The organism is Streptomyces sp. NPDC001407 (genome assembly GCF_042895325.1).
Taxonomy (GTDB): Bacteria; Actinomycetota; Actinomycetes; order Streptomycetales; family Streptomycetaceae; genus Streptomyces.
In genome coordinates this window covers 153,480-178,080 of the sequence record NZ_JBIAWF010000007.1, presented here as the reverse complement: position 1 = coordinate 178,080, position 24,601 = coordinate 153,480, and the positions used below count along the sequence as shown (strand labels likewise).

The 24,601-nt window shown below is 72.7% G+C and carries 20 protein-coding genes; 8 read left to right on the top strand and 12 right to left on the bottom strand.

Annotated features, from left to right (window positions below):
• Window positions 1-25: 25 nt before the first annotated feature.
• A complete protein-coding gene (locus ACFY1P_RS13100) occupies window positions 26-2,284 on the bottom strand; it encodes a tetratricopeptide repeat protein (protein WP_390750651.1) in 2,259 nt (752 codons plus the stop codon).
• Entirely contained in the window at window positions 2,266-3,192 is a 927-nt protein-coding gene (locus ACFY1P_RS13095; protein ID WP_390750650.1) for an oxygenase MpaB family protein, read from the bottom strand. The genes ACFY1P_RS13100 and ACFY1P_RS13095 overlap by 19 nt, the downstream gene beginning before the upstream one ends.
• A gap of 204 nt (window positions 3,193-3,396) precedes the next feature.
• Here ACFY1P_RS13095 and ACFY1P_RS13090 point away from each other — a divergent pair, with 204 nt between their 5' ends.
• Window positions 3,397-4,734 (top strand): PP2C family protein-serine/threonine phosphatase, encoded by a 1,338-nt coding sequence (locus tag ACFY1P_RS13090; RefSeq protein ID WP_390750649.1) that lies wholly within the window; start codon window positions 3,397-3,399, stop codon window positions 4,732-4,734.
• Window positions 4,735-4,762: 28 nt separating this feature from the next.
• On the opposite strand, the gene ACFY1P_RS13085 is transcribed toward ACFY1P_RS13090, so the two are convergent.
• Both ACFY1P_RS13085 and ACFY1P_RS13080 read right to left on the bottom strand, forming a co-directional pair.
• Window positions 4,763-5,950: an acyl-CoA dehydrogenase family protein gene (locus ACFY1P_RS13085; protein ID WP_390750648.1), complete on the bottom strand. Its 1,188-nt coding sequence runs from the start codon at window positions 5,948-5,950 to the stop codon at window positions 4,763-4,765.
• Between the two features lie 138 nt (window positions 5,951-6,088).
• A complete protein-coding gene (locus ACFY1P_RS13080) occupies window positions 6,089-6,871 on the bottom strand; it encodes a phosphatase PAP2 family protein (protein ID WP_390750647.1) in 783 nt (260 codons plus the stop codon).
• Window positions 6,872-7,152: 281 nt separating this feature from the next.
• On the opposite strand from ACFY1P_RS13080, the gene ACFY1P_RS13075 reads away from it, so the two are divergent.
• Entirely contained in the window at window positions 7,153-7,803 is a 651-nt protein-coding gene (locus ACFY1P_RS13075; RefSeq protein ID WP_361534041.1) for a TetR/AcrR family transcriptional regulator, read from the top strand.
• Here ACFY1P_RS13075 and ACFY1P_RS13070 read toward each other — a convergent pair.
• On the bottom strand, window positions 7,743-8,441 hold the full coding sequence (locus ACFY1P_RS13070; RefSeq protein ID WP_361534038.1) for a maleylpyruvate isomerase family mycothiol-dependent enzyme: 699 nt from the start codon (window positions 8,439-8,441) through the stop codon (window positions 7,743-7,745). The two genes, ACFY1P_RS13075 and ACFY1P_RS13070, sit on opposite strands and share 61 nt — an antisense overlap.
• 181 nt (window positions 8,442-8,622) lie before the next feature.
• Here ACFY1P_RS13070 and ACFY1P_RS13065 point away from each other — a divergent pair, with 181 nt between their 5' ends.
• Window positions 8,623-9,819 (top strand): serine hydrolase domain-containing protein, encoded by a 1,197-nt coding sequence (locus tag ACFY1P_RS13065; RefSeq protein ID WP_361534035.1) that lies wholly within the window; start codon window positions 8,623-8,625, stop codon window positions 9,817-9,819.
• A gap of 63 nt (window positions 9,820-9,882) precedes the next feature.
• Here the strand turns inward: ACFY1P_RS13065 and ACFY1P_RS13060 are convergent, their stop codons facing one another.
• Window positions 9,883-11,439 (bottom strand): phospholipase D-like domain-containing protein, encoded by a 1,557-nt coding sequence (locus tag ACFY1P_RS13060; protein ID WP_390750646.1) that lies wholly within the window; start codon window positions 11,437-11,439, stop codon window positions 9,883-9,885.
• Between the two features lie 427 nt (window positions 11,440-11,866).
• Between ACFY1P_RS13060 and ACFY1P_RS13055 the strand changes: the two genes are divergently transcribed.
• Entirely contained in the window at window positions 11,867-12,898 is a 1,032-nt protein-coding gene (locus tag ACFY1P_RS13055) for a tetratricopeptide repeat protein (RefSeq protein ID WP_361534047.1), read from the top strand.
• 63 nt (window positions 12,899-12,961) lie between these two features.
• Entirely contained in the window at window positions 12,962-14,011 is a 1,050-nt protein-coding gene (locus ACFY1P_RS13050; RefSeq protein WP_390750645.1) for a polyprenyl synthetase family protein, read from the top strand.
• Window positions 14,012-14,287: 276 nt separating this feature from the next.
• Here ACFY1P_RS13050 and ACFY1P_RS13045 read toward each other — a convergent pair whose 3' ends face one another.
• From ACFY1P_RS13045 to ACFY1P_RS13025, 5 genes are all read right to left on the bottom strand, one after another.
• The gene (locus ACFY1P_RS13045; RefSeq protein WP_390750644.1) at window positions 14,288-15,844 is read right to left on the bottom strand and encodes an alpha/beta hydrolase; all 1,557 of its coding nucleotides are present in this window, start codon (window positions 15,842-15,844) and stop codon (window positions 14,288-14,290) included.
• A gap of 123 nt (window positions 15,845-15,967) precedes the next feature.
• Window positions 15,968-17,098: an alpha/beta hydrolase gene (locus tag ACFY1P_RS13040; RefSeq protein WP_361530715.1), complete on the bottom strand. Its 1,131-nt coding sequence runs from the start codon at window positions 17,096-17,098 to the stop codon at window positions 15,968-15,970.
• Between the two features lie 127 nt (window positions 17,099-17,225).
• The gene (gene hemC / locus ACFY1P_RS13035) at window positions 17,226-18,161 is read right to left on the bottom strand and encodes a hydroxymethylbilane synthase (protein WP_390750643.1); all 936 of its coding nucleotides are present in this window, start codon (window positions 18,159-18,161) and stop codon (window positions 17,226-17,228) included.
• 175 nt (window positions 18,162-18,336) lie between these two features.
• Entirely contained in the window at window positions 18,337-18,900 is a 564-nt protein-coding gene (locus tag ACFY1P_RS13030; protein WP_390750642.1) for a cupin domain-containing protein, read from the bottom strand.
• A 35-nt stretch (window positions 18,901-18,935) separates the two neighbouring features.
• A complete protein-coding gene (locus ACFY1P_RS13025; protein WP_361530706.1) occupies window positions 18,936-19,151 on the bottom strand; it encodes a hypothetical protein in 216 nt (71 codons plus the stop codon).
• A 178-nt stretch (window positions 19,152-19,329) separates the two neighbouring features.
• Between ACFY1P_RS13025 and ACFY1P_RS13020 the strand changes: the two genes are divergently transcribed.
• From ACFY1P_RS13020 to ACFY1P_RS13010, 3 genes are all read left to right on the top strand, one after another.
• Window positions 19,330-20,607, top strand: a complete 1,278-nt coding sequence (locus tag ACFY1P_RS13020; protein ID WP_361530703.1) for a histidine kinase — start codon at window positions 19,330-19,332, stop codon at window positions 20,605-20,607.
• On the top strand, window positions 20,604-21,290 hold the full coding sequence (locus tag ACFY1P_RS13015) for a response regulator transcription factor (RefSeq protein WP_361530700.1): 687 nt from the start codon (window positions 20,604-20,606) through the stop codon (window positions 21,288-21,290). The genes ACFY1P_RS13020 and ACFY1P_RS13015 overlap by 4 nt, the downstream gene beginning before the upstream one ends.
• Before the next feature lie 313 nt (window positions 21,291-21,603).
• Window positions 21,604-23,703, top strand: a complete 2,100-nt coding sequence (locus ACFY1P_RS13010; RefSeq protein WP_390750641.1) for a PIG-L family deacetylase — start codon at window positions 21,604-21,606, stop codon at window positions 23,701-23,703.
• Window positions 23,704-23,784: 81 nt separating this feature from the next.
• On the opposite strand, the gene ACFY1P_RS13005 is transcribed toward ACFY1P_RS13010, so the two are convergent.
• The gene (locus ACFY1P_RS13005; protein WP_361530694.1) at window positions 23,785-24,549 is read right to left on the bottom strand and encodes an alpha/beta fold hydrolase; all 765 of its coding nucleotides are present in this window, start codon (window positions 24,547-24,549) and stop codon (window positions 23,785-23,787) included.
• Window positions 24,550-24,601 lie beyond the last annotated feature (52 nt).

Here is a 24,601-nt window from a genome sequence, read left to right as displayed (position 1 = left end):
CTGACGCAACGTCAGATCGGACGGGTCATCTGCGGTACCGCTCCCCCTGCGTGGCCCGCGTCCGGCGCAGCGCGGCGACCTGGCGGTGGAGCTCGACGGCCTCCGTGGAGCGGCCGAGCTGTTCCAGGCAGTGGGCCTCGTCGCTGCGGCTGGTCAGGGCGTCGGGGTGGTCGGCGCCCAGGACGCGCTGGCGGGCCTGGGCCACCTCGCGGTAGCGGGCGAGGGCCTCGGTCCAGCGGCCGAGCCAGCCGAGGGCGACCGCGATCTCGCGGCAGCTGACCAGGGTTTCGGGGTGCTCGGCGCCCAGCACCCGCTCGCGGATCGCGCACACGTCGCGCGCCTCGGCGAGCGCCTCCTCCCAGTGGCCGAGGCGGCCGAGGTTGACGCCGAGGCAGTGCCGGGCCCGCAGGGTGTCGGGGTGCTCCGGCCCCTGGGCCTGGGTGCGCTCGTCGACGAGCTCGCGGAAGAGCCGGAGCGCCTCCGCGCTGCGGCCGAGCCGGCCCAGGCAGATGCCCGCCTCGTAGCGGGCGGCGAGCGTGTCGGGGTGGTCGGCACCGAGGGCGCGCTGCCGCGCGGCGGCCACCTCGCGGTAGGTCCGCAGCGCGTCGGTCCAGCGGCCCAGCTGGCCCAGCGCGTAGCCGACCTCGTAGCGGGTGACGAGGGTGTCGGGGTGGCTCGCGCCCAGGACGCGGGCGCGGGCGTCGGCGACCTCGCGCGCCATGGCGTACGACTCCTCCAGGCGCCCCAGCCGGCCCAGGTTGAAGGCGAGGTTGTGGCGGCAGCGCAGGGTGTCGGGGTGCTCGGGGCCCATGGTGCGGTCGCGGGCGGCGAGCACGGCGGCGTAGACCTCGTGGGCCTCGGCGTACCGGCCGAGCTGCCCGAGCACGTACGCGGTCTCCTGCCGGGCGGCGAGCGTGTCCGGGTGGTCGGCGCCCAGGACGCGCTCCCGGCCGGCCGCGGCGCGGGCGTACTCGCGCAGCGCGTCGGCGGGGCGGCCCTGCCTGCTGAGGGTGAAGGCGGCCTCGTAGCGGCTGGCGAGGGTGTCGGGGTGGTCGGCGCCGAGGACGCGCTCGCGCTCGGCGGCGACCTCGCGGTGCGCCTCGCCGGACTGGGTCCAGCGGCCCAGCCTGCCGAGGCGGAGCGCCTCCTGGTGGCGGCTCGCGAGGCCGGCGACGGCCTCCGGGGACGGCGGCGGCAGGGTGGTGCCGGGGCGCACCGCGGCGGGCCCGGTCCAGGCGCCGGTGAGCGAGGCGGCCGGGTCGGGCGGCGGGGCGGGCAGGACGCCAGGGCCGGTCGCCTTGGAACCGGTGGTCATGTTCCGGGCCCAGTGCGGGAGCCGGGGCGGTTCGGGCAGGCGCACGGAGGCGCGCAGGGGGCGCGGCCGGGCCTCGGGGAGCGTGCGGGGGACCGACGGGGCGTGCCCGGACAGGGCTAGCTCCAGCAGCCGTTCGTGGAGGTCACCGGCGTCGGGCGGCCGGGCGTCGGGGTCCTTGGCGAGCAGGTCGAGGACGATCTCCTCGAATTTTCCGGGCAGTTCGGGGCGAATCTCCCGCAGGGGGGTGGGCGGGGTGTCGCGGTGGCCGACGAGGACGGCCCAGGCGTCGTCCATGTCGAAGGGCGGGGCGCCGGTGGCGATCTCGTACAGCACGCAGCCCAGGGAGTAGAGGTCGCTGCGGTGGTCGACCTGGCCGCCGCCGATCTGTTCGGGCGACATGTAGTGCGGGGTGCCCATGGCGATGCCGGTGCCGGTGAGACGCGAGGACGGCGCGGAGAAGCCGATGTCGTGGCCGAGGCGGGCGATCCCGAAATCGCATATCTTCACGGCGCCGTCGGTCAGCCGCATGATGTTGGCGGGCTTGAGGTCGCGGTGCACCACGCCCTGCCGGTGGGTGTAGGCGAGCGCCGCGGCGACCTGCTCGGAGATCCCGATCACCTCGGGCACGGGCAGCGGCCGCTGGTCGTTGTCCTCCATGAGCTCGCTGAGGTTTTGGCCGTCGAGCAGCTCCATGACCAGGAACAGCACGCCGTCGGACTCGCCGAAGTCGTGGATGACGGTGATGCCGCGGTGCTGGAGCCCCGCGGCGAGGCGGGCCTCGCGGCGGAACCGCTCGCGCAGCACGCGCAGATAGGACTGCTCGTGCTGGGGCCCCATCGGTTTGAGGCACTTGACGGCCACCTGGCGGCCGAGCGATTCGTCGCGGGCCCGCCACACCTCGCCCATGCCGCCCCGCCCGATCCGTTCGAGCAGCAGGTACCGGCCCTGGATCAGCCTGGATTCCGCCATCCCTCGCCGCCGCCCCCGTCGCGTCGCTGTGCCTCCCCCGGCCCGTCCAGTATGGCGGCCCGTCTTTGCAGGTTGTAGGAGGAAGGGCGGCTACCGGCGCCCATCCTGCCGACGGCCCGGAGGATGTGTTTGGGCGGGAGTTGCCATCGTACGGTGGCGGGGACCGAGCGCAGGACGGTACCCGCGAGGCACAAGCGGCGGGTGACGACGGAAGGGGCAGGGGCGGGACGTCCGTAGAGCTCGTGCGCGTAGGCGGGCAGGGCTCCGTACGCGAGGGAGGCCACCGTCCCCCACAGCAGGGCGCGCGCGGGCCTGAGCAGGGGGCGCACCGGCGGGCGGCGCAGGAAGCCGTCGACCTGACGCGCCTCGGGGGTGAGGGCCAGGCCGGGCCGCGCCTTCTCGAAATAGGCCACCATCGCTTCCGTCGAGGCCGGGACGCCGGCGGGGTCGAGGCCCACGAGGCGGGCGGAGGCGCGGTGCTCCTCCAGGAAGGCGTCGGCCTGGGCCGCGGTGAGCGGGATGCCGGAGCGGCGGACGACGTGGAGATAGGAGTCGACCTCGGCGCAGTGCACCCACAGCAGCAGTTCGGGGTCGTCGACGGCATAGCGCTCGCCGGTGTCCGGGTCGGTGGCGGACAGCCGCCGGTGGATGCCACGGACGGCCGCGCCCGCGCGCTCGGCGGCCTCCGTGGTGCCGTAGATGGTGGTGCCCACGAAGTGCGCGGTCCGCCGCAGCCGCCCCCAGGCGTCCTGCCGGAAATCGGAGTTCTGCGTCACCCCGCGGACCGCGCGCGGGTGCAGCGCCTGGAGCCACAGCGCGCGGATGCCCGCGATCCACATCATCGGGTCGCCGTGCAGCTGCCAGGCGACCGAGGCGGGCCCGAAGAGCCCGGGGTCGGCTTGCGGCATGGGCGCACCTCCGGCGGTCGGCTGCGGATCCTACGATACGGGGCACCGGCGCCGCCCAATCCCCTCCGGAACACGGGTGGTTGACGGTCCTGAGGAGGGGGCGCGCGGAGCAGGGCCCCGATCGCCGCCGCCCGCGCCACGGCCACCGCACTGACATGCGGTCATTCCCCACCCCGGAGCGGCTGATTCACTACTCTCTGAGCGGTGGCGACAAGCGAGACAGACAACGGACACACCCACCGCGACCTCACCGGCCACCGGCCGGACCTCGACAAGGACCTCGACCGGCTCGGGGAGCAGCTGGCCGAATTCGCCCGCACGCAGGAGCGCATGCGCGGGTTACTGGGGGCGATACTCGCGGTCAGCGGGGAGCTGGACCTCCCCGTGGTGCTGCGCCGCATCGTGACCACCGCCATGGAGCTGGTCGGGGCCCGCTACGGAGCTCTCGGCGTCCTGGACGAGGACGGCACGGAGCTCGCCGAGTTCATCCCCGTGGGCCTGGCCGAGGAGGAGAGACAGAAGCTGGCCGGAGTGGCGCTCCCGCACGGCCGGGGGCTGCTGGGCCTGCTCATCAACGATCCGCGGCCGCTGCGCGTCGAGGCGATCCCCGAGCATCCGCAGGCGTCGGGGTTCCCGCCGGGCCACCCTCCGATGCGCTCGCTCCTCGGGGTCGCCATCACCGTACGCGGCAAGGTCTACGGCAATCTCTACCTCACCGACCGCGAGGACGGCGGCGCCTTCGACGCCGCCGACGAGGCCGTGGTGATCGCGCTGGCCGGCGCGGCCGGTGTCGCCATCGAGAACGCCCGCCTGTACGGGCAGGTGCGCGCGGGCGCGGAGCAGTTCCAGCGGCTGCTGCTGCCGAGCCTGCCCGACCTCTCCCCCTTCGGCTCCTGGGCCGTCTACCAGCCGGCGGCGGACCCGGCGCTGCTCGGCGGCGACTGGTACGACGCGATGGTGCTGCCCGACGGCACCCGCGTGGTGATCGTCGGCGATGTCCTCGGCCACGATGTGCGGGCCGCCGCCACGATGGCGCAGATCCGCAACATGCTGCGGGCCCTGGCCTTCGACTCCGACGCGCTGCCCAGCGAGCTGCTCAGCCGTCTCGACCGCACTCTGGAGGCCGTCACGGAGCCCACGATGGCCACCGTCTGCGTGGCCCGCATCGCGCCGTGCGAGGGCGGCTGGTCGCTCCTGTGGAGCAGCGCGGGCCATCCCCCGCCGCTCGTGGTGACGGAGGGCGGCGACACGCGCTTCCTCGACGCCGACGCCGACGTGCCGATCGGGGTCGACGCGCGCCTCGTCCGCCGCGACCACCGGCACGTCCTGCCGCCGGGAGCGACCGTCCTGATGTTCACCGACGGGCTGGTCGAACACCCGGGCCGCGACTTCGACGAGGGCCTGCGCATGGTCGCGACCGTCGCCGCGGCACACGCCGGCCGCCCCCTGGACGTCCTGGCCCAGGCGGTGGCGGACGCCCGCCCGGGCGACGGCCACGACGACATGGCGATCCTGGCACTGCGGACACCAGAGGGGAGTTGAGCGGCCGGGGGCCGTACGACGCGCGGATTCAGCGCCGCACCCTCGGCATCCCCAGGCCGATCCAGGAGATGATCTCGCGCTGGATCTCGTTGTTGCCGCCGCCGAAGGTGAAGATGACGGCGCTGCGGTAGCCGCGTTCGAGTTCGCCGTGGAGGGCCTCGCCCGCCGAGCCCTCCTTGAGGGGGCCCGCGGCGGCGAGGATCTCCATGAGCCAGGCGTAGGCGTCGCGGCGCGCCTCGGAGCCGTAGACCTTGGCGGCCGAGGCGTCCTGCGGGGTGAGGGTGCCCCGCTGGAGGGCGTCCACCATCTGCCAGTTGAGGAGCTTCATCGCGTCGAGGCGCAGGTGCGTGCGGGCCAGCCGGCCGCGGACCCAGCCGAGGTCGGCGACGCGGCGGCCGTCGGGCAGCCGGGTGCCCGCGGCCCAGCGCCGGACGTCGCGCAGGGCGCGGATCGCGGTGGCGCCGTGGGCGGCGAGGGTGACGCGCTCGTGGTTGAGCTGGGTGGTGATCAGCCGCCAGCCCTTGTTCTCCTCCCCGACCCGGTTGCGGACGGGCACGCGGACGTTCTCGTAGTAACCGGCGGTGGTGCCGTGGGAGGCAAGAGTTTCGATGGGGGTGCAGGAGTAGCCGGGGGCGCTGGTCGGCACGAGGAGGATGCTGATGCCGCGGTGGGGCGGCACGCCCTCCTCCACCGGGGCGGTGCGCACGGCGAGCCAGATCCAGTCGGCGGTGTCCCCGTTGGTGGTCCAGATCTTCTGTCCGTTGACGACGTAGTCGTCGCCGTCGCGCACCGCGCGGGTCTTGAGCGAGGCGAGGTCGGTGCCCGCGTCGGGCTCGCTGTAGCCGATGGCGAAGTCGATCTCGCCGGAGAGGATCCTCGGCAGGAAGTACGCCTTCTGCTCGGGGGTCCCGTACTGCATGATCGTCGGTCCGACGGTGTTGAGCGCCATGAGCGGCAGGGGCACCCCGGCCTGTGCGGCCTCGTCGAAGAAGACGAACTGTTCCATCGGGGTCATCCCGCCGCCCCCGTACTCCTTCGGCCAGCCCACGCCCAGGCGGCCGTCGGCGCCGAGCCGGCGGACGGTGTCGCGGTAGAAGCGCTTCTGCCGGGCGGGGTCGGTGTGCCGGGCGTAGGCGTGGTCGGGGACGAGAGTGGCGAAGTAGTCCCGCAGTTCGGCGCGAAGCCGCCGCTGCTCCGGTGTGTGGTCGAGGTCCATGGGCCCTCCGTAAGGTCGCGCCCTCGCCGCGGGTGACGGCGCACACACTAGAACCCGTTGCAGAAATCCGGAAGGCGGCGGGAACGACGGCGGGCCGGTCGCCACTGGCGACCGGCCCGCTGCATTCCGGTGGAGGCGTCAGCGCCCCGCGTGCTTGCGGTGGCGTCCGCCGCTGGGCGCGGAGCCGCTGCCCGCGGCCCGCCTGCGCCCGCTCGGCACGGTCCCGTGGACGTGCCCGGCGTCCTGCTCGTCCAGCTCGCGGGAGAGGCCGAAGCGCTCCATCAGCGGCAGCCGGTGCAGCTGGGGCAGCACCCAGGCGTGCCAGACGCCGGTCACGAAGAAGATCGCGGAACCGGCGATCAGCACCGAGCCGAGGGTGTCCGTGGGGTAGTGGGCACCGACGTACATCCGGGAGAAGGCGACGAGCAGCACCGCGAGGACGCCGCAGACCAGGACGGTCCGGCGGTGACGGGTCTTACGGAGGAGGAAGTACGCGGCGACCACCACGGCGACGGTGAAGGCGGTGTGGCCGCTGGGGAAGCTGTTGGAGCCGATCTCGGGGTCGAGCATGAATTCCCGGGGCGGCCGGGGACGGGCCACGATCGCCTTCGCCAGCTGCGTGCTGTTCCAGCCGACCGCGACGACGAGGAAGGTGGCCACCGCGCGCATCGGCCGCCGCCGCACAAACAGCAGCCAGCCGCTCCAGACCGCGAGGATCACGACGCCGGCCACCGGCGAGGCCAGATAGCTGACCCCCTCCATCGTGTGATTCAGCCAGCCGGTGCGGAGCGTCTGGATCGTGCGGTCCAGCTTGAGATCGTGCGGCTGGATCAGGTGGGTGTGCGCGGCGACCAGTCCCAGTGTGATCGCGAGCGCGAACAGCAGGACGGAGTTGCGCAACCAGTGGCGCACGTACGGCATGGGTGGGGCGTCCTTTGTATCGGTAGGGCGGTACCGGCACGGCAGTACACGCGCAGGTGACGAGCGCAATGCCGCGCGGGTCGTCGGCACGGCTGTACGCAAAGCTACACGCGCGGCCCACGCGCCCCGTCCCCCTCTTCCCGGGCTCTCCCCGGGCCGGACCCCACGATGCGACGGCGCGTTACCGTACGCATACGGAAACAGTATCCTCGGGCGCCTGCGAAGATCCGGACCGTGCCACGCGGCGCCCATGCGCCCCCGGTGGCGACGAACCCGGCGGCATGCGTACGAAAGAGGGCAGAACACTGACCGGCAGCACACCCGAACGCCCGAAGCGGGGGCGGCCGTCCCGGCTGTCGCGCGAGCACATCGTCACCGCCGCCTACGAGATCATCCTCAAGGAGGGCGCGGAGAACCTGACGATGCGCCGGCTGGCCAGTGCGCTGGGGAGCACGGCGATGGCGGTCTATCACCACGTGCGGGACAAGGACGAGTTGCTGACGCTGACCCTGGAGCACGCCGCCCGCACACTGCCGAGGCCGGAGCTGCCCGAGGAACCGCGGGAGCGGCTGGCGGCGGTCTGCGGGCTGATGCACCAGGCGTTCGTGAGCAATCCGTGGGTGGTGCCCATCGTCGCGCGCGGGGAGCCCGCGGGCATGCCCGCGGTGTGGATGACGGAGGAGATCGTCGGCGCGCTCGTCGGCTGCGGGCTCAGCCGGGAGAGGGCGGTCGAGGCGCACCGGACGATCTGGTACTACACGACCGGGCAGATCCTCGCGACCGTGCCGCGAACGGGCGGGCCGCAGCCGCCGCCACAGGACCGGGCCGCGGCCGACAGTGAGCACCCGGCCGGGGCGGAGGGGCCTCACGGCTATCTGCGGGGGGTGCGGCACATCCTCGACGGGGTGCTCCCGGCGCCCGGCGCCCACTGAGAGCGCCTGCGCAATTCCTCCGCCCCCGCCCCCGACAGCCGGTCGAGGGCGGCCGGGCGGCCGGTGAGGAGCAGCAGGATCGAGCCGATCGGGCCCTCCACCTCGCGCCCCTCCCCCGCGGCCCAGACGGTGTCCGTCGCGGCGATGCGCAGGCCCCAGAGGTTCTTGCGGGCGTGGAAGGGGAAGCCCGTCATCCAGACGCGGGTGGCGGCGACGGCCGCCGCCCGTAGCGGCATCTCGCGCGGCCTGCCCAGGGGCAGCGCGATGTCCTGGCCGTGCACGAGGACGTCCAGGAGCGGCTCCAGGTGGGTCGTCCCGACGGCGTGGCGGCGGGAACCGGCCGTCTGCCGGATCTCGGCGGCCAGCGCCGCGCCGGGCCGCCGCGCGGCATAGCGCCGGGCGGTGTCGCGCACCATGCGGTGGAAGCTGCCCCGTGCCCGGACGAGATTAATCAGCGTGGCGCCGGGGCCGGTGTGCGACAGGGCGAGGTGGGCGGCGACGTCGCGCACGCGCCAGCCCTCGCAGAGGGACGGGCGCTCCCACTCCTCGTCGGAGAGCCGGTCCAGCAGGTCGGCGAGGCTCCGGCGCTCGGCACAGGTGGTCCGCCAGACCTCTTCGACGTCCATTCCGCTGATCACCCCCGCTGGCGTAACGGTATGCCCATTTTAGTCGCCTTTGGGTGCTCCGGAAACTCCCTCCTGAGGCAGGGACCGCGCATGGCCGGTTTCCGGCCCCGCGCTCAAGGCGGCTCAACCGGCACGGCGTTGGGCGAGTCCTGCTCCGTGCATCTGTCCATCGGAAAGGGAGGGGCCGTAGAGCATGAAGGTACGCACGATCCACAGAGCGCTGATGGGGGCGCTGGCCACCGTCGCGGTGACCGCGACCGCACTCACCGCACCCGCCTCGGCCGCGGGCCGTGGCACCGACCCGCACGCCGCCACCCGGAGCGCGATGGAGGCCCAGGTGCGGGCCGGGGTGCCGGGAGTGCTGGGGCAGAGCGTGGGAGAGGACGGCGGCTGGCAGGGATCCGCCGGGGTCGCGGACCGCACCACGCACCGGCCGCGCGCGGCGCACGACCGCTTCCGGGTCGGCAGCATCACGAAGGCGTTCACCTCCGTCGTCCTGCTCCAGCAGGAGGCCGAGGGCAAGCTCCGGCTCGACGACACGGTCGACCACTGGCTGCCCGGCGTGGTCCGGGGGCACGGCCACGACGGGCGTGAGATCACGGTCCGTCAGCTCCTCAACCACACCAGCGGGATCTTCAACTACACCGAGGACGCGGGCGTGCGGGAGGACCTCACCTCGGGCTTCTACCGGCACCGGTTCGACGTGCACACCCCGCGGCAGCTCGTGGACATCGCCATGGCCCACGCGCCGGACTTCCGGCCCGGCCGGGGCTGGCACTACTCCAACACCAACTACGTCCTCGCCGGCATGATCGCGGAGAAGGTGTCCGGCCGCCCGTACGCCACCGAAGTCACCCGGCGCGTCCTCGGCCCCCTCCACCTGCGGGCCACCACCTTGCCGGGCGACTCGCCATGGATGCCGGACCCGCACGGGCGGGCGTACGGGAAGCTGGACAGCGCCCCCGACGCGAAGATCCACGACGTCACGGACTTCAACCCGTCGTGGGCCTACGCGGCGGGCGAGATCGTCTCCACGACGGGCGACCTCAACCGCTTCTACCACGCGCTGCTCGGCGGAAAGCTCCTCCCGGAGCGCCAGCAGCGGGAGTTGCTGACCGCGGTGCCGACCGGTGGGGAAAGCCCGATCACGTACGGGCTCGGCGTCTACACCACGACGCTGTCGTGCGGGGTGAAGGTGTGGGCGCACGACGGCGGCATCCCCGGATCGACCTCTGTCGTGTCCTCGACGCCGGACGGGCGGCACACCGCGGCGTTCAACCTCAACGCCGACTGGACGGGCGACGTCATGGCCCTGATCGAGGCGGAATACTGCGGGAAGGTGCCGGGCACGGTGGCCTCACCGGGGCTGGACGCGAGCCCCGCGCGCTGACCGGCCGAAACGCGACGGCTCCCGCCGGAGGTCCGGCGGGAGCCCTCGCGTGTGCGGGCCGGGTCAGCCCTGGCAGACGCCGCGCTCGTAGTCGTACGTGGCGGTCGCCTTCGAGAACTTCCACTGCGGGGCGAGCAGCTCGGCGTCGAGCTGCTTGGCCGCCTCCGGGCTCTCCACGATGTACCCGAAGTCCTGGAGCCAGGACGGGTAGAGGTTCTTGGAGCCGATGTAGAAGGCGGAGTCGTCCACGGAGACCAGCTTGTGGTGCTGCGCGTACGGATGGCCGTCGGCCCACTTGGCGCTGTCGGAGCTACGGGCGGTGGCGAGCTGGAGGTTGGAGCACATCGCCGCCTTGGCGCCCTGCTGCCCGCCGGTGATCAGCGCGAGACGGTTGCGCAGCAGGTCGCTGATCTCGGACAGCGACTTGATCTGCGAGTAGCCGCCGCTGCCGACGGCACCGCGGTTGGCGGGGTCGCTCACCACGATGCGGACCTTCACCCCGGCCGCCATCTTCGCGGCGAGGGCGTCGTAGAGGCGCACGTCGTAGCGCGGGAGCGGCGGGCAGGTGGCGTTGAGGTCCTGCTGCGAGATCTCGACGTGGCTCTTCGCGCTGCCGACCAGCGCCCGCAGGGCGCTCTCCTCGGGGTTGACCGTGTCGTAGTCACGGTCGGCGTTGGTGTTGTCGTGCAGGCCCACGACGCACTTGGTGTCGGAGGCACTCGGCAGGTCCGGGCGGAACGCGGAGGACGCGTCCTTGTCCTTGATGCCGACGCCGAGGCCGCCGACGGCGATCACCGGCACTTCGCCCTTGGGGGCGGCAGCCTTGGGGTTCGCGTCCTTCTCCAGCGTCGGCATGCAGCCGGCGCCGTTGGACGACGCGAACCAGACGCTCGCGATGTTGCCCTTGTTCTGGCACGTCCAGGACCAGAGCGTGTCCAGATAACGGCCCGCCGAGCCGGCGGCGGGGCCGGTCAGCGCGAGGTCGACGTCCGACACCGGGTGGGCCGTGTCGACGTAGTCGTCCTTCCAGCCGTTGATGCCACCGGTGATCGCCGACTCGCCGTCCACGACGAGGAGTTTGGAGTGGTTCCACGAGAACGCGGTCTTCGACGTGGTCATCGACGCGACATTCAGCGTGACATCGCCCGCGGCCTTGCCCAGCTTGGAATTGAGCTCGTCACGGTATTTCGACGGCACCACATTCAGGTGGTAGACGGGAGCGGCGCCGACGAGTATCCGGACCTTCGGCTTGTTGCCGGATTCCACGGACGCTTTCAGGCCGGCGACGATCGCGTCCTGGAACGCGCCGTTGGGGAAGGGCGCGAGGGTGGATATGTCGACCGTGCGCTTCGCCTTGGAGATGTTCTCCGTCATCTTGGCGAGCAGCCGCTTCGTACCGGGGCGTCCGGCGCACTTGTCGTCGCCCCAGCAGCCGGGGGTCTGGAGCAGCCAGTCCGCCGGGTCGGCGGAGGAGGTGTCCAGCTTGTTACCGCTGGTGCGCTCCCAGACGTCGCCTTCGAGTCCCGGCGAGACCTGACGCAGCGTCCGCTCCACGGCGTCGAGGTGCGGGGCGCCCGAGCCGTCGGCGGAATCCGCGAGGGCCGGTGCGGCGGGCAGCACGGCGAGCGCTATGGCCGAGGCCGCCGCGCTCCCTGCGAGACGGTTTAAACGGCGGAGGCGGTGGCGAGCCAAATTCTTCGCATCCTTATGGAGGTGTCAGACATGTCAAGTGGGTAACACCCTGAAGTTATCAGCCCGGCGGGTGCACGCCGTCCCCCGGCCGAACGGTCCCGCACCCCCATCCGGCCGTCCGGAAAATCGTGCTTGCGGCCCTTGACAATCCCAGCCATCCCGCCCCGAACGGCCCTGGGCAACCCCGAGAGCCTTCAGGGGCATTCGTACATCTCGCGTATGACCCGGCCTCCGGCCACCGGTCTTCGGATGTACGGCACACGGGCTCCTGGACGGATGCCCGGCCGCCCTCCCCCGCCATAGCTTCTTGATCAGCGGCTGACCCGCCGTCGATCGACCCGAAGTGAGGCACACCATGTACGGCAAGGCATTCGCACCCGAGTACCGGGGTTCGCTGGGCGACCTCTCGGTGAACGCCTCGCTGGAAGAAGTCCTGGAGACGGCCCTGGCGAGGCGTGCGGAGGCCGAACTCCGCGGCGAGGCACTGGAGTCGGCGCACGCCGGGCTCGCCGTCGCCGAGGCGTACCGGCGCCTGGGGCACGTCGCACAGGCGGAGGCCGCGTGGAAGGCCAGCTACCGCGCGGCGCGGCGGGCCGGGGACCGCGGGGCGATGGCCTGGGCGGTGTGGAGCGGCGGGACCCTCGCCCGGCAGCGCGGCGCGCTCGCCCTGGCCTGGCGCTGGCTGTCCCTGGCCGCCGAACTCGCCGAGCAGGGCGGTGACATCGTGGCCCGCGGCTACTCCCTCGCCGGGCTCGCCGAGACGGGCCGCATACAGGGCGACTACCAGGCCGTCGGCGAACTGCACGAGAAGCTGCTCGCCGAGGCCAGGCGGCGCGGCGAGGCCAGGCACACGGTGTGGGCGCTGGAGGGCATCGCGCAGATGCACCGCAACACCGGTTCGTACGACACCGCCCTGGCGATGTTCGAGGAGGCGGCCGCGATAGCCGGCGCGGCCGACGACGCCCGCGGCCGCGCCTGGGCCCTGCGGGGCATCGCGGACGTGCTGTCCGTACGGGGCGAGACCGGGCGGGCCCTGGCGCTGCTGTCGGAGGCGGAGGCCACCTGCCGGGAGATGCGGCTGGTGAGCGCGCTGGCGTACAACCACAAGATGCGCGGCAACGTCCTCTTCCGCGCGGGGCGGTACGCGGAGGCCGAGGCCTGTTACAGCGGCGCCCTGGAGGAGTTCCGGGCCATGGACGAGCCGCGCGGCACGGCGCTCGCCCGGCTGGGGTGGGTCAAGGCCCGGGCCCGGCTGGGCCGCGACGCGGCGGAGACCGCCGCCGACCTCGACGAACTCCACGACACGCTCGGTGCGATCGGCCTGCTGCACGCGCGGGACATGGTCGACAAGGCACGGGCCGAACTCGGCGTCCTGCCCACCGGCTGACGCCTCGGCCCCCGCCCCGCGCACACACGCGCCACCGGTCCACCACAGGAGAGAGAAGCTTCCATGACCACGTACGCCGGACCGCGGACGACCGCGCCCAGCACCCTCGCGCGCTGCCGGGCGACCGTCGAACCCGCGCTCAGAGCGGCCGTCGAGAGCCTGCACCCCCAGCCGCGCCGGATGGCCTCGTTCTCCTTCGGCTGGTGCGACGCCGACGGCACGCCGACCGCCGGCCCCGGCGGCAAGGGGGTGCGGCAGGCGCTCGCCGTCCTCGCCACCGAAGCGGTGGGCGCGCCCGCGGAGCCGGGTGTGGCCGCCGCCGTCGCGGTGGAGTTGATCCACACCTTCTCGCTGGTGCACGACGACGTCATGGACGGCGACGAGCGGCGGCGGCACCGGGACACCGTGTGGAAGGCGTTCGGCACGGGCCCGGCCGTGCTGGCCGGTGACGCGCTCTTCGCCCTGGGGGTACAGACGCTGGCCGGGGCCGGTGGGCAGCACGGCGCCGAGGCCGTGGGCCGGCTCGCCGGGACGCTGGGCGACCTCGTCCACGGCCAGGCCGACGACCTGCTCTTCGAGTCCCGGCCGTGGACGGGGCCGGGGGCGGTCGGCATACCCGAGTACCGCGCGATGGCGGACCGCAAGACCGGGGCCCTGCTCGGGTGCGCGATGACCCTGGGCCCGGTGCTCGCGGGTGCCGCGCCGCCGGTGGTGGCGGCCCTGTCGGAGGCGGGGCGGCGGCTCGGGCTGGCATTCCAGGCGGTCGACGACCTGCTCGGGATCTGGGGCGACCCGCGGACCACGGGCAAGCCGGTCCACAGCGACCTGCGCCGCCGGAAGAAGACGCTGCCCGTGCTGGCCGCGATGGCCCTGGACAGCACGGCGGCCGAGCACCTCACCCGGCTGCTCGGCTCACCGGAGCCGCTGTCCTCGGCGGACGCGGCGGCGGCTTCCGCGATCGTGGAGGCGGCGGGTGGGAGGGAGTTCACGATGGAGGACGCCCGGCGGCATGTGACGGCGGCGTACGACTGCCTGGACTCGGTGCGGCTGGTGGAGGGGGCGCGGGATGAACTGGTCGCGCTTTCCGCGTATTTGCTGGAACGGAGGGTTTGACGGGCGCGCTGCGGGCCGGTTGCCGCGAGGGGCGGCGCCCAGGTCCGCAAGCGCAGGTCCGTTGCCGCCTGCGGCGGGCTTTTTCCCCTACCCCGCCCCTTCCCGCAGCGCCAGTTGCGCGGCTCCGCCGCGGCCGGGGCTCCGCCCCGCTTGTTTCCCCTGCCCCGCCCCTTCCCGAAACTGGGGGCAAGCCCCCAGACCCCCGAACCGCGCTCCGCGCGGTGTCCTCAATCGCCGGACGGGCTGAATCGCCAGCTGTGGTGCGGGCGGAACCACCTAGCCCTGGCCCGCCGGCGCCGGCAGCGGAGCGCCCTCGCACGTGATGTCGTGTGCCGGGAGCTTCCCCTCCAGGAGGTAGTCGTTCACGGCGGAGTCCACGCACGCGCTCCCGTCCTGGTACTGCCCGTGGTCACCGCCGTCGACCGTGACCAGGCGCGAACCCCGGAGCGCGCGGTGAGACCGCTGTGCGCCCTCGTAGTGGGTCGCCGGGTCGTGTCGGCCGTTGAGCATCAGGATGGGCGGCAGTCCCTTGCCGGTAATCTTGGTCCGCGGCACCTTGGATTCGGGCCAGTTGGCGCAGACGGCGGTGTAGGTGAGCTCCCGTGCCCCGGCGAGCGGGTACTTCGCGGCGTCCTTGGCCGCGCGCTTCGCCCACTGGCCGGTGTCGCGGTCCCAGGGGGTGTCGCTGCACGTCACCGAGAAGAACTCGGCGAAGAAGTCCGCGTTCGCGGGCTGCCCGAAGCCCTTGTCGATCATTGCCCGCTCCTCGGCGGTCGCCTGGTCCCAGTGGTCGAGGACGGCCAGCGACTTCGCCAGGGCGGGGAAGTTGCTCCCGTTGTACATCACCGAGATGACGACACTGTCGAGCCGGTTGGGGTCGATGACAGCCTTGCCCCCGACGATCGGCAGCGGATGGTCGCGCAGCGCGCCGCGCAGCTTCTCGTACTTCGCCTTGGCCTCGGCGGCCGTGCGGCCGTAGTGATAGGTGTCGTCGTACTTCGCGAGCCACGGCAGGAAGTCCTGCTCGAAGCGGCGCTGGAAGCTCAGCGGCTGGCCCTCCTCGAACTCCGCCCAGGTGCCTGCGGCGTCGATGTTGCTGTCCAGCACGACGCGTTCGACCCGCTGCGGGAACTCCGTCGCGTAGTAGGTGCCGATCACCGTGGCGTAGGAGGGTCCGTAGTAGGAGACCTTCTTCTCGCCGAGCAGCGTGCGGTAGAGGTCCATGTCGTGGACGGTCTGGTCGGTGGTGATGTAGTTCATCAGGTCGCCGCTGCGTGCGCGGCAGCTGTCCACGAACTTGCGGGCATTGTCGAGTTCGCGCTGCACGGCGGCGGGCGAGCGGTCCCGGGAGTCCCCGTCGAAGTAGCCCTGGAACTCGGCGTCGGTCTCGCACCGCACCCGCGAGCTCTGCCCGACACCGCGCTGGTCGAAGCTCACGACGTCGTAGGCCGCGCCGATGGAGGGCGACCTCTTCACCAGGTTCGCCGGGCGCAGCAGGCCCTGGCCGCCCGGACCGCCCGCGGCCATCATCAGCACGCCGCGGCGCCGGGCCGGGTCGCTCGCCCGCTGCCGTGACACCGCGATGGTGAGGTCCTCACCGGTGCCGGGGTGGTACCAGTCGCGGGGCACCTTCATCTGCGCGCACTCCAGCGAGCCGCCCGGACCGCAGGGCTGCCACGCGAGCTTCTGCGTGGTGTAGCGCTCCGGCACGGGCGGCGGCCCCGGGGTCTTCGCGGCCGCGGTGGCCGCCGGAAGCACTGCGGCCGCTATCGCCGTCGCCATCGCGCCCGTGACGACGGAGCGGGTCAACCGGGACTTCCTGAACTCGAACATCGATCCTCCTGGGGCGTTTTTTCCTACGCCTCAGATGCTCGCGTGCGGGCGGTCCGCGATCGATCCCACTGGTATCCGTTGTGGGGGTGGCACCAGCTACACCCCCTCACGGGCCGTGCGGGGCTACTTGAGAATGCTGACCTCCGGATACGCCGCCGACGGCCGGTCGAGCAGCGGGCTCGGCCTGCCGCGCAGCTGGCGGTCGAGGAAGGCGGCCACATACGTCCTGGTGAGCGCGGTCGCGCGGTCGCCATGCAGGGTGCCGAAGGAGCCGGGTACGTCCTTCGGCGGGATCTGGGCCGGCAAGCCGAAGCGGTCCACGATCCAGGGGACGTCGGTGAAGGTCATGTGGCCGCCGTCGGGCACGTCGAGCCAGCGCTTCCAGCCCGTCAGGTGGCTCCAGTTGCGCTCCCAGTCCCGGGGGTCCTTGGCGCGGTGCGCGCCCATCAGCAGGACCGGCCGGTCCAGGCCCTTGGCGGGCGGCTCGGTGAAGAAGTCACCGTCGAGGTTGACCGCGGCGTCCACGCGAGGATCCTCGCGCATGACCTCGACCGCGCTCGCGCCGCCGATGGAGTGCCCCGCGACGGCGATCCGGTGCCGGTCGACGCGCAGCTCGCTGTGAGGGCCCGTGAGCTGGTCGAGCAGGAACCGGATGTCCTGGGCGCGGTTGCGCACGACGGCGGCCGGGTCCATCTTCTGGCAGATCAGGCAGCCTTCGACGCGGCCGCCGGGGAACTCGACCGGCGCCTCGTAGGTGTGGTCGAGCGCGGCGACCGCGTAACCGCGGGAGGCGAGGTCCTCGCCCAGCGCGGTGAGGGTCAGGCGGCCCATCCCGAAGCCGGGCGACAGGACGACCAGCGGCCGGGCCACCGGCGCGGGGCGCGCACCGGCGACGGCGTGGGTCCGGACACCGGCCAGCGCGTCGCTTCCCAGCATCGCCTTGGACAGGGCGGCCGAGGTGTACGGCGCCGGGGTCTTCCGGGACGGCAGGGCCGGATACCAGAGGGAGACCATGAGTTCACGGTGTCCCGCGGCGGGCTTCCAGGGGTCGGTGCGCGAGGTGTCTACCAGGTGCAGGGTCTTCGTACCGAGCGGCTGCCGGGTCGTCGGGGCGGGCGTCTCGACGGCGGACCCGCCCGGGGCGTCCGCCGCGGCGGCCGGCACGGAGGGCGCGGCGAAGGCCAGCAGGAGGGCGGCCGCCACAAAGGACCGCCGTGAGGTCTTCCGGTTCGGAAGCGAGGCTCTTCTCAACATGATCAACACCGTACGGGCCGCGGCACGCCCCGGCCGGGCCGGGTCCTGCTCCCCGGGTGGTCCGGGTAACTCGAGTCGCTCGGGCCGTTCGAGTCGGAGAGGGCCGGGGCGCGGGGCGAGCGGTGGCTCAATGCGCGATGTTGTCGATCAGCTCACGTGCCCCCTGGCGCAGGAGGGCGACCGCCACCGAGGTGCCCAGCGTGGCGGGGTCGAGGGGCCCGGCCCATTCGTGGGCGTTGAGGACCGTCTTGCCGTCAGGGGTGAACACCCGCGCCCGCAGCGACAGATCGCCGCTGCGCTCGGCCCGCGCGTATCCGGCGATGGGGCTGTTGCAGTGCCCCTGGAGGACGTGGAGGAACATCCGCTCCGCGGTGGCCTCGCGATAGGTGGCGGGGTCGCCGAGACCACTGACCGTGTCGATGACCGGGCTGTCGTCCTCACGGCACTGGAGCGCGAGGATGCCCGCGCCGATCGGCGGGCACATCGTGTCGACCGGCAGGGTCTCGCTGATCACATCGGTGCGGCCGATGCGCTCCAGACCGGCGACGGCGAGCAGCAGCGCGTCGGCATCCCCCGCGGCGAGCTTCTCCAGGCGCCTGTTGGCGTTGCCGCGCATCGGTACGCATTCGAGGTGCGGGTGGGAAGCGGCGAGTTGGGCGGCGCGGCGCACGGAGGAGGTGCCGACGCGGGTGCCCGCGGGCAGCTCGTCCAGGGTGAGGCCGCCGGGGTGGACGAGCGCGTCGCGGATGTCGTCGCGCTTGAGGAAGGCCGCGAAGATCGTGCCCGCGGGGAGCGGCCGGTCGGCGGGGATGTCCTTGACACAGTGCACCGCGAGGTCGGCTTCACCGGCGAGGAGGGCGGCGTCGACCTCCTTGGTGAACGCCCCCTTCCCCTCCACCTGGGAGAGGTCGCCCATCCATTTGTCGCCGGTCGTTCTGACGGGGACGACGTCGGTGCGGATGCCGGGGTGGAGCGCGGCCAGTTCGGCCTGGACGCGCGCCACCTGTGCCAGGGCCATGGGCGAGTCGCGGGAGACGATGCGGATCAGTTCAGGGGCGGACATGTCGCCCACGATAGACCGTCGGGGACGCGCGCCACCGATCAGCCCTGACGTCCATCTGACTGGTGTGGCAAGGAGTTTGACGGAGCCGGGCAGATGGTCGGGCAGACGTACGACTCGTTCGCCCGTGCGTGGCCCGTCAGTCATACCGGCCGACCGGAGCTCCGCCGGCCACGGCCTATATTTCCTCGGGGCTCCCAGAACTCCCGGGGCTGCCGAGACTCCCGGGGCCGCCGAGACTCCCGGCGCTCTCGGTGTCCCCGGTGTCCCCGGTGTCCCCGGTGTCCCCGGTGTCCCCGGTGTCCTCGGTGTCCTCGTAGTCCTTGAAGTCGAAGCCGGGGGCCACCACGCACGAGACCAGCACCGGTTCGTCACCTGCCGGTTCCGCGGACTGCCAGCGGCCTCCGGGGACCAGGAACTGCGGCCGCTCGCCCCGGTCGACCGCCGCCCCCAGCACGGCCTCGACGGTCTCGGCCTCGCTCGGGGTCTTCCCCTCCCCTCCCAGCCTGATCCTCAGCGGGCCGCCCGTGTGCCACAGCCAGAGCTCGTCCGACCGCACCCGGTGCCAGCGGGACGCCTCGCCGGGGTGCAGCAGGTAGTAGATGCCCGTCGCGTACGCCCGCGGGCCGCCGTATCCGTCGGGGGCGGCTTCGGCCGTGGTCCGCCACGTCTCGCGAAACCACCCGCCCTCGACGTGCGGCCGGAGGCCGAGGGCCGCGACGAGCCCGGAGATGTCCGTCATCATCATCCTTTCTCAGGGGTGTGCCCCGCCTGACCTCACTTCTCGGGCTCGCCCTTCACCGCGTCGGAGGCGATCAGCACGGCCACGCCCAGCACCGCGAGCAGGATGCCCGCGTATATCTCGTACCCCTTGAGGAATCCGATGTAGCGCACGACGCCCCAGAGCCGGAACCAGCCGGTGCATTCATGGACGATCGTGCTGATGCCCGCGATGAGGAGAGTGGCGCCGACGCCTTCCAGCAATTTCTTCATGGCCACGATCCTCCCGCCCGCCCGGCGGCCCGGACATCGCCCGGAGGTCGGCGGCCCATGACCGGAGGTAGCGGGTTCACCAGGCATGTCGCGACCAAAGTCTGCGGTAGTCCGACTTTGGTCGCCGACCGCTTTCCGGCACCCCCGCGAGGTCCGGTCGCTCAGTAGATTTGTGGGCATGAACGGCGAGCGAGCACAAGACATGATCCAGCCGGACGCGGCCTATCCGTGGCTGTTGCCGTCGGCTGTCATGGAGCCGCGGGCGGGCGGCGGCCGGGCGCGGCGGACCGCGCGCGACTGGGCCGTCGACATCGTGTGTCTCGCCTTCGCCGCTCTCTTCGGGCTGCTGGTGGCGGACGACGCGCGGGCGGCCGCCCAGGTGTCGGATGGGGCCCTCCTCGCCGATCAGATAGTGGGGGCCGCGGCCTGCACGGCGCTGTGGCTGCGGCGGCGGTGGCCCACCGAGCTGGCCGTGGCGCTGTCGGCGGTGAGCGCCGTGACACCGTGCGCGGCTGGCGCGCTGCTGGTGGCCGTGTTCAGCGTGGCGGTGCACCGCCCGTTCCGCGCGGTGGCGGTGGCGGGCGGGCTCGCGCTGATCAGCCAGCCGGTCCAGGCCGCCGTCCGCCCGGATCCCGGGCTGGGGTTCATGGGGGCGTCCGCGATCGGGATGCTGCTGGTCCTCACCATGATCGGCTGGGGCATGTTCGTGCGGTCCCGCCGGCAGCTGGTGCTGTCGCTGCGCGAGCGCGCCGTGCGCGCGGAGGCCGAAGCCGAGCTCCGGGCCGAGCGGGCCCAGCGCCTCGCGCGGGAGAGCATCGCGCGGGAGATGCACGATGTGCTCGCGCACCGGCTGTCCCTGCTGTGCGTGCACGCGGGTGCCCTGGAATACCGGCCGGACGCGCCTCCCGCCGAGCTCGCGCGCGCCACCGGTGTGATCCGCAGCAGCGCGCACCAGGCGTTGCAGGATCTGCGGGAGGTGATCGGTGTGCTGCGTGCCCCCGAGGGCGCCGCCGCATCCGAGGGCGCGCCCGGTGCCGGGTCCGGGCCGGTTGCCGACCGGCCGCAGCCGACGCTCGCGGCACTGGAGGAGCTGTTGGAGGAGTCCCGGCAGGCGGGCATGGCGGTCCGCCTCGACCAGAGGGTGGCCGATCCGCTGCGGGTGCCCGCGGCCACGGGCCGCACGGTCTACCGGATAGTCCAGGAGGCACTGACCAATGCCCGGAAGCACGCCCCGGGCGCGGAGGTGGGCGTGGTCGTCGGGGGCTCGCCCGACGAGGGGCTCACCGTCGTGGTCACCAATCCGCCCGGGTCGGCGGAGGGTGCGGCGGTGCCCGGATCCGGGCAGGGGCTCATAGGTCTCACCGAGCGCGCCACCCTGGCCGGCGGCCGGCTCGAGCACGGGCCCGCCCCCGACGGCGGCTTCCGGGTCCGCGGCTGGCTACCGTGGCCGGTATGACCGCCGCACCGCAGCCTCAGCCGATCCGTGTCCTGCTCGTCGACGACGACCCGCTCGTGCGGGCCGGGCTGTCGTTCATGCTCGGCGGTCTGGCCGACATCGTGATCGTGGGCGAGGCGGCCGACGGCACCGAGGTGGCCGGGCTGGTCGACCGGCTCGCGCCCGATGTGGTGCTGATGGACATCCGCATGCCGTCGATGGACGGGCTGGCCGCCACCGAGTTGCTGCGCGGCCGGGAGGGGGCGCCGGAGGTCATCGTGCTGACCACGTTCAACGCGGACGAGCAGGTGTTGCGGGCCCTGCGGGCAGGGGCCGCCGGGTTCGTCCTCAAGGACACCCCGCCCGCGGAGATCGTCGACGCGGTGCGCAGGGTGGCGTCGGGAGCCCCGGTCCTCTCCCCCACCGTGACGCGTCAACTGATCGCTCGCGTCACGGATGGTGAGCAGGTGGACACTCACGGCAGCGAGGCGCGCGGCAAGTTGGCCCTGCTGAACGAACGGGAGCGGGAGGTCGCGGCCGCCGTGGGGCGGGGCCAGTCCAACGCGGAGATCGCGGCCGCGCTGTTCATGAGCGTGGCGACGGTCAAGACACATGTCTCCCGCATCCTGACGAAGCTCGATCTCAACAACCGGGTCCAGATCGCCCTGCTCGCCCACGACGCGGACCGTTCCGGCGCGGCCTGAGGCCCTCGCGGCTCCCCCCCGGGCGCGCACTCCCGCGCCCTTGCGTCCAGGGGGTCGTGTTGCCCAACCGCCTGGGAACCTACATCCGGCCGTGGGCAGGCTGTTACAAAACAGCAGGGAAACGGCAGGTGGCGGGTCATAGGATCGAACTCTCGATCAGGGGGTGATCAGTTCTCATCCCCATCGCGTTCGACTGTCTGATCACCACGCGCTCTTGGCGCAGGAGAATAGGGGGATACCTGTGCCAGGGCACATACCGCGTCGCCGAGTGCTTCAGGTCGCCGGCGGGGGCCTTGTCGTCGGAGCGGGTGCCGTGGGTGCCTGGCAGTGGCTGGCCCCCGAGGTCAAGAAGACCGGCACGGACGGCGGGGCGCCGGTGCGTGCCGCGAAGTCGTCGGCGTCCGCGTCGTTCGTCCATGTGATCGCCCACCCCGACGACTCGCTCTACTTCATGAACCCGGAGCTGGAGCAGTCCATACTCAGCGGCGCGCCCGCCGTGACCGTGTGCCTGACCGGCGGCGAGTCGGACGGGCGCAACGCGCCCTCCAAGACCCGCGGTTACGCCCGCATGCCGATGAAGCGGCCGGAGTTCGTCCGCGCCCGGATCAACGGCTTCCGTGAGGCCACGGCGCAGATGGCCACCGGCAACTCCCTCAGCCCCTGGGATGTGGAGACCCTGCGTCTCCTGCCCGGCTTCGAGGTCGAGCTGCAGACGCTGCGTGCTGCTCCGCATGTCCAGATGATCTTCGTGGAGCTGATCGAGGCGCGCTCGCTGCGCTCCCCGCACAAGGACAGCCTGCGCGGCCTGTGGCTCGGGGCGACGCCCAAGCTCACCACGCTCACGCCGACGGCGAGCCCCGTCACGCGCACCTATCAGTACGGGCGCCAGCAGCTGATCGACACGCTCGCCGCCGTCTTCGAGCGATACCAGCCGACCGTGGTCCGCACCCTCGACCCCAACCCCGCGCACCTGGCGAAGCAGCCGGACTACCGCAACACCCCGCCGGTCCTGGACGGCATCTACAGCCACGATCACCAGGACCACACGACCTCCGCCTTCTTCGCCCAGGCCGCCCTCGCGGAGTACTGGGGCCGCAAGCACTCCCGGCCCACCGCCGTCGAGAGCTACGTCGGCTACGAGGTCGACGTGCTGCGCAGCAACCTCGACAAGGCCACGACCGACCGCAAGATCACCTTCCTCGACATCTACGGCTGGGCCGACCACGGCAAGAACTGCGGGGATCCCGCGGGCTGCGGCGACCGCAAGGTCGGCAATCTGTCCGCCACCAAGTACCACGGCTGGTCGAGCAATTGCCGCCACCGCGCTCCCGGCACCATGCGCTGGGTGCAGCCGCTGCCCGACGGCCGGCTCGCCGCCTTCGGGATCCTCGACGGCACCGCGCAGTGCTGGACCGAGCGCAAGGCGGGCAGCGGCATCTGGTCCGCGCCCGTCGCGGTCGGCGGCAGCATGCTGGAGGGCCAGATACAGGCGGTGCGGCACCAGGACGGTTCGCTTCAGCTGTTCTCCATACGCACCGTGCTCCCCGTGCACGACAAGCCCCACCGCCGCGAGGTCGTCACCGCCCTCCAGACCGGCAAGGGCCCCGGCGGCATCCCGGCGTTCGGCCCCTGGCAGTCCCTCGACTCCCCCGAGGACGACCCCCGCCGCTCGATGGAGATCGGCTACCCGGTCGCGGTCGTGGCCAAGGACGGCACGGTCTTCGTCTTCGTACGCGACTTCGACGGCGGCATCAGCTTCCGCAGCGGCACCGGCGGCAACGGCTGGACGGGCTGGTCCGCGCTGCCGGCGGCCGATCCGCGGGCGAGGCTGGAGGACGGCCTGGACGCCGTGCTCGACGGCGAGGGCCGGATCCACGTCGTCGCCGCCGACACCAGGACCGTCCACCACTGGATGTCCCAGGGCACCGACGGCCCGCCGCAGTCGGCCGCCCCGACGCGGCTGCCTGCCACGACGGGCCCGCTGACCCTGGCCCCGCTGTCCGGCGGGGGCGTCCGCATGGCCATGCGCCAGCCGGACACCTCCCGCATAGTCGTCGCCGACCGGCTGACCGACAGCGCGGGCTGGAAGGTCACCACGGAGTGCCCCTCGATAAGCGGCTACGGCCGCGTCGCGCTCGCCCAGGCCGGGACCGCGACGGTGCTCGCCGCGCGGGACGGCAAGGGCCTCGTCCGGCTGTCGGCCGGTTCGGGCCGCCCCGGCCCCTGGGCGGACGAAGGCATACCGCACCGCGGCACGGCCGGCATGACGCAGGACGCCAAGGGCCGCACGGTCGCCGTCGTCCTCGGCATGGACGGCAGGCTCAGCAGCGCCCGGCACACGGGCTCCGGCAAGACCGCCTTCACGGACTGGCTGTCGCACGACGGCACGACCCAGGCGGACCTGGAGTCGTAACGCGGAGTCGTGAACTTTCGGTGCTCGGTAAGGGCTCGACGCGGGTGCGCGTCGAGCCCTTACCGCATGCCTGGCCAGGCCCTACGCCTGCCGGCAGGCCCGCAGGTGGTCGGCCATCAGGGTGTTGAGTGCCTTCTGGTGCGAGGCCAGGTAGAAGTGGCCGCCCGGATAGACGTGGAAGTCGAAGGGGCCCTCGGTGTGCTCGGCCCACGCCTGGGCCTCCTCCAGGGTCACCTTGGGGTCGTCGTCACCGGTCAGCGCGGTCACCGGGCAGTGCAGGGGCTCGCCCGGCTCATAGGTGTAGGTCTCCGCGGCGTGGTAGTCGGCGCGGATCGCCGGGAGGACCATGCGCAGGATCTCCTCGTCGCCGAGGAGCTGCGAGTCGGTGCCGCTCAGCCCCTTCAGCTCGGCGATCAGGCCGTCGTCGTCACGCTGGTGCACGGTCTCGTGCCGGTGCCTGGACGGCGCGCGGCGGGCGGAGGCGAAGAGTCCGGCGAGGACGATGCCCTTCTCGCGCTCGAAGCGCCGGGCGACCTCGAAGCCCAGCGTGGCGCCCATGCTGTGCCCGAAGAACGCCAACGGCCGGTCGGCCCACGGGAGCAGCGCGGCGAAGACCCGGTCGGCGAGCTCGGGGATGTTGTCGATGAGCGGTTCCGCGCGGCGGTCCTGACGGCCGGGGTACTGGAGGCAGATGACGTCGACGTCGTCCGGCATGGCCTGCGACACGGGGAAGTAGAAGCTCGCCGATCCGCCGGCGTGGGGCAGGCAGACCAGCCGGGTGGCGGCGTCGGGGCGCGGGTGGAACCTGCGGACCCACAGGCCGTTGTCCTCGGTGTTGTCGATCACGGGTCGGTCGTTCCTTCCAACGGAAATTCGACATACGGAACAATGGTGAGCA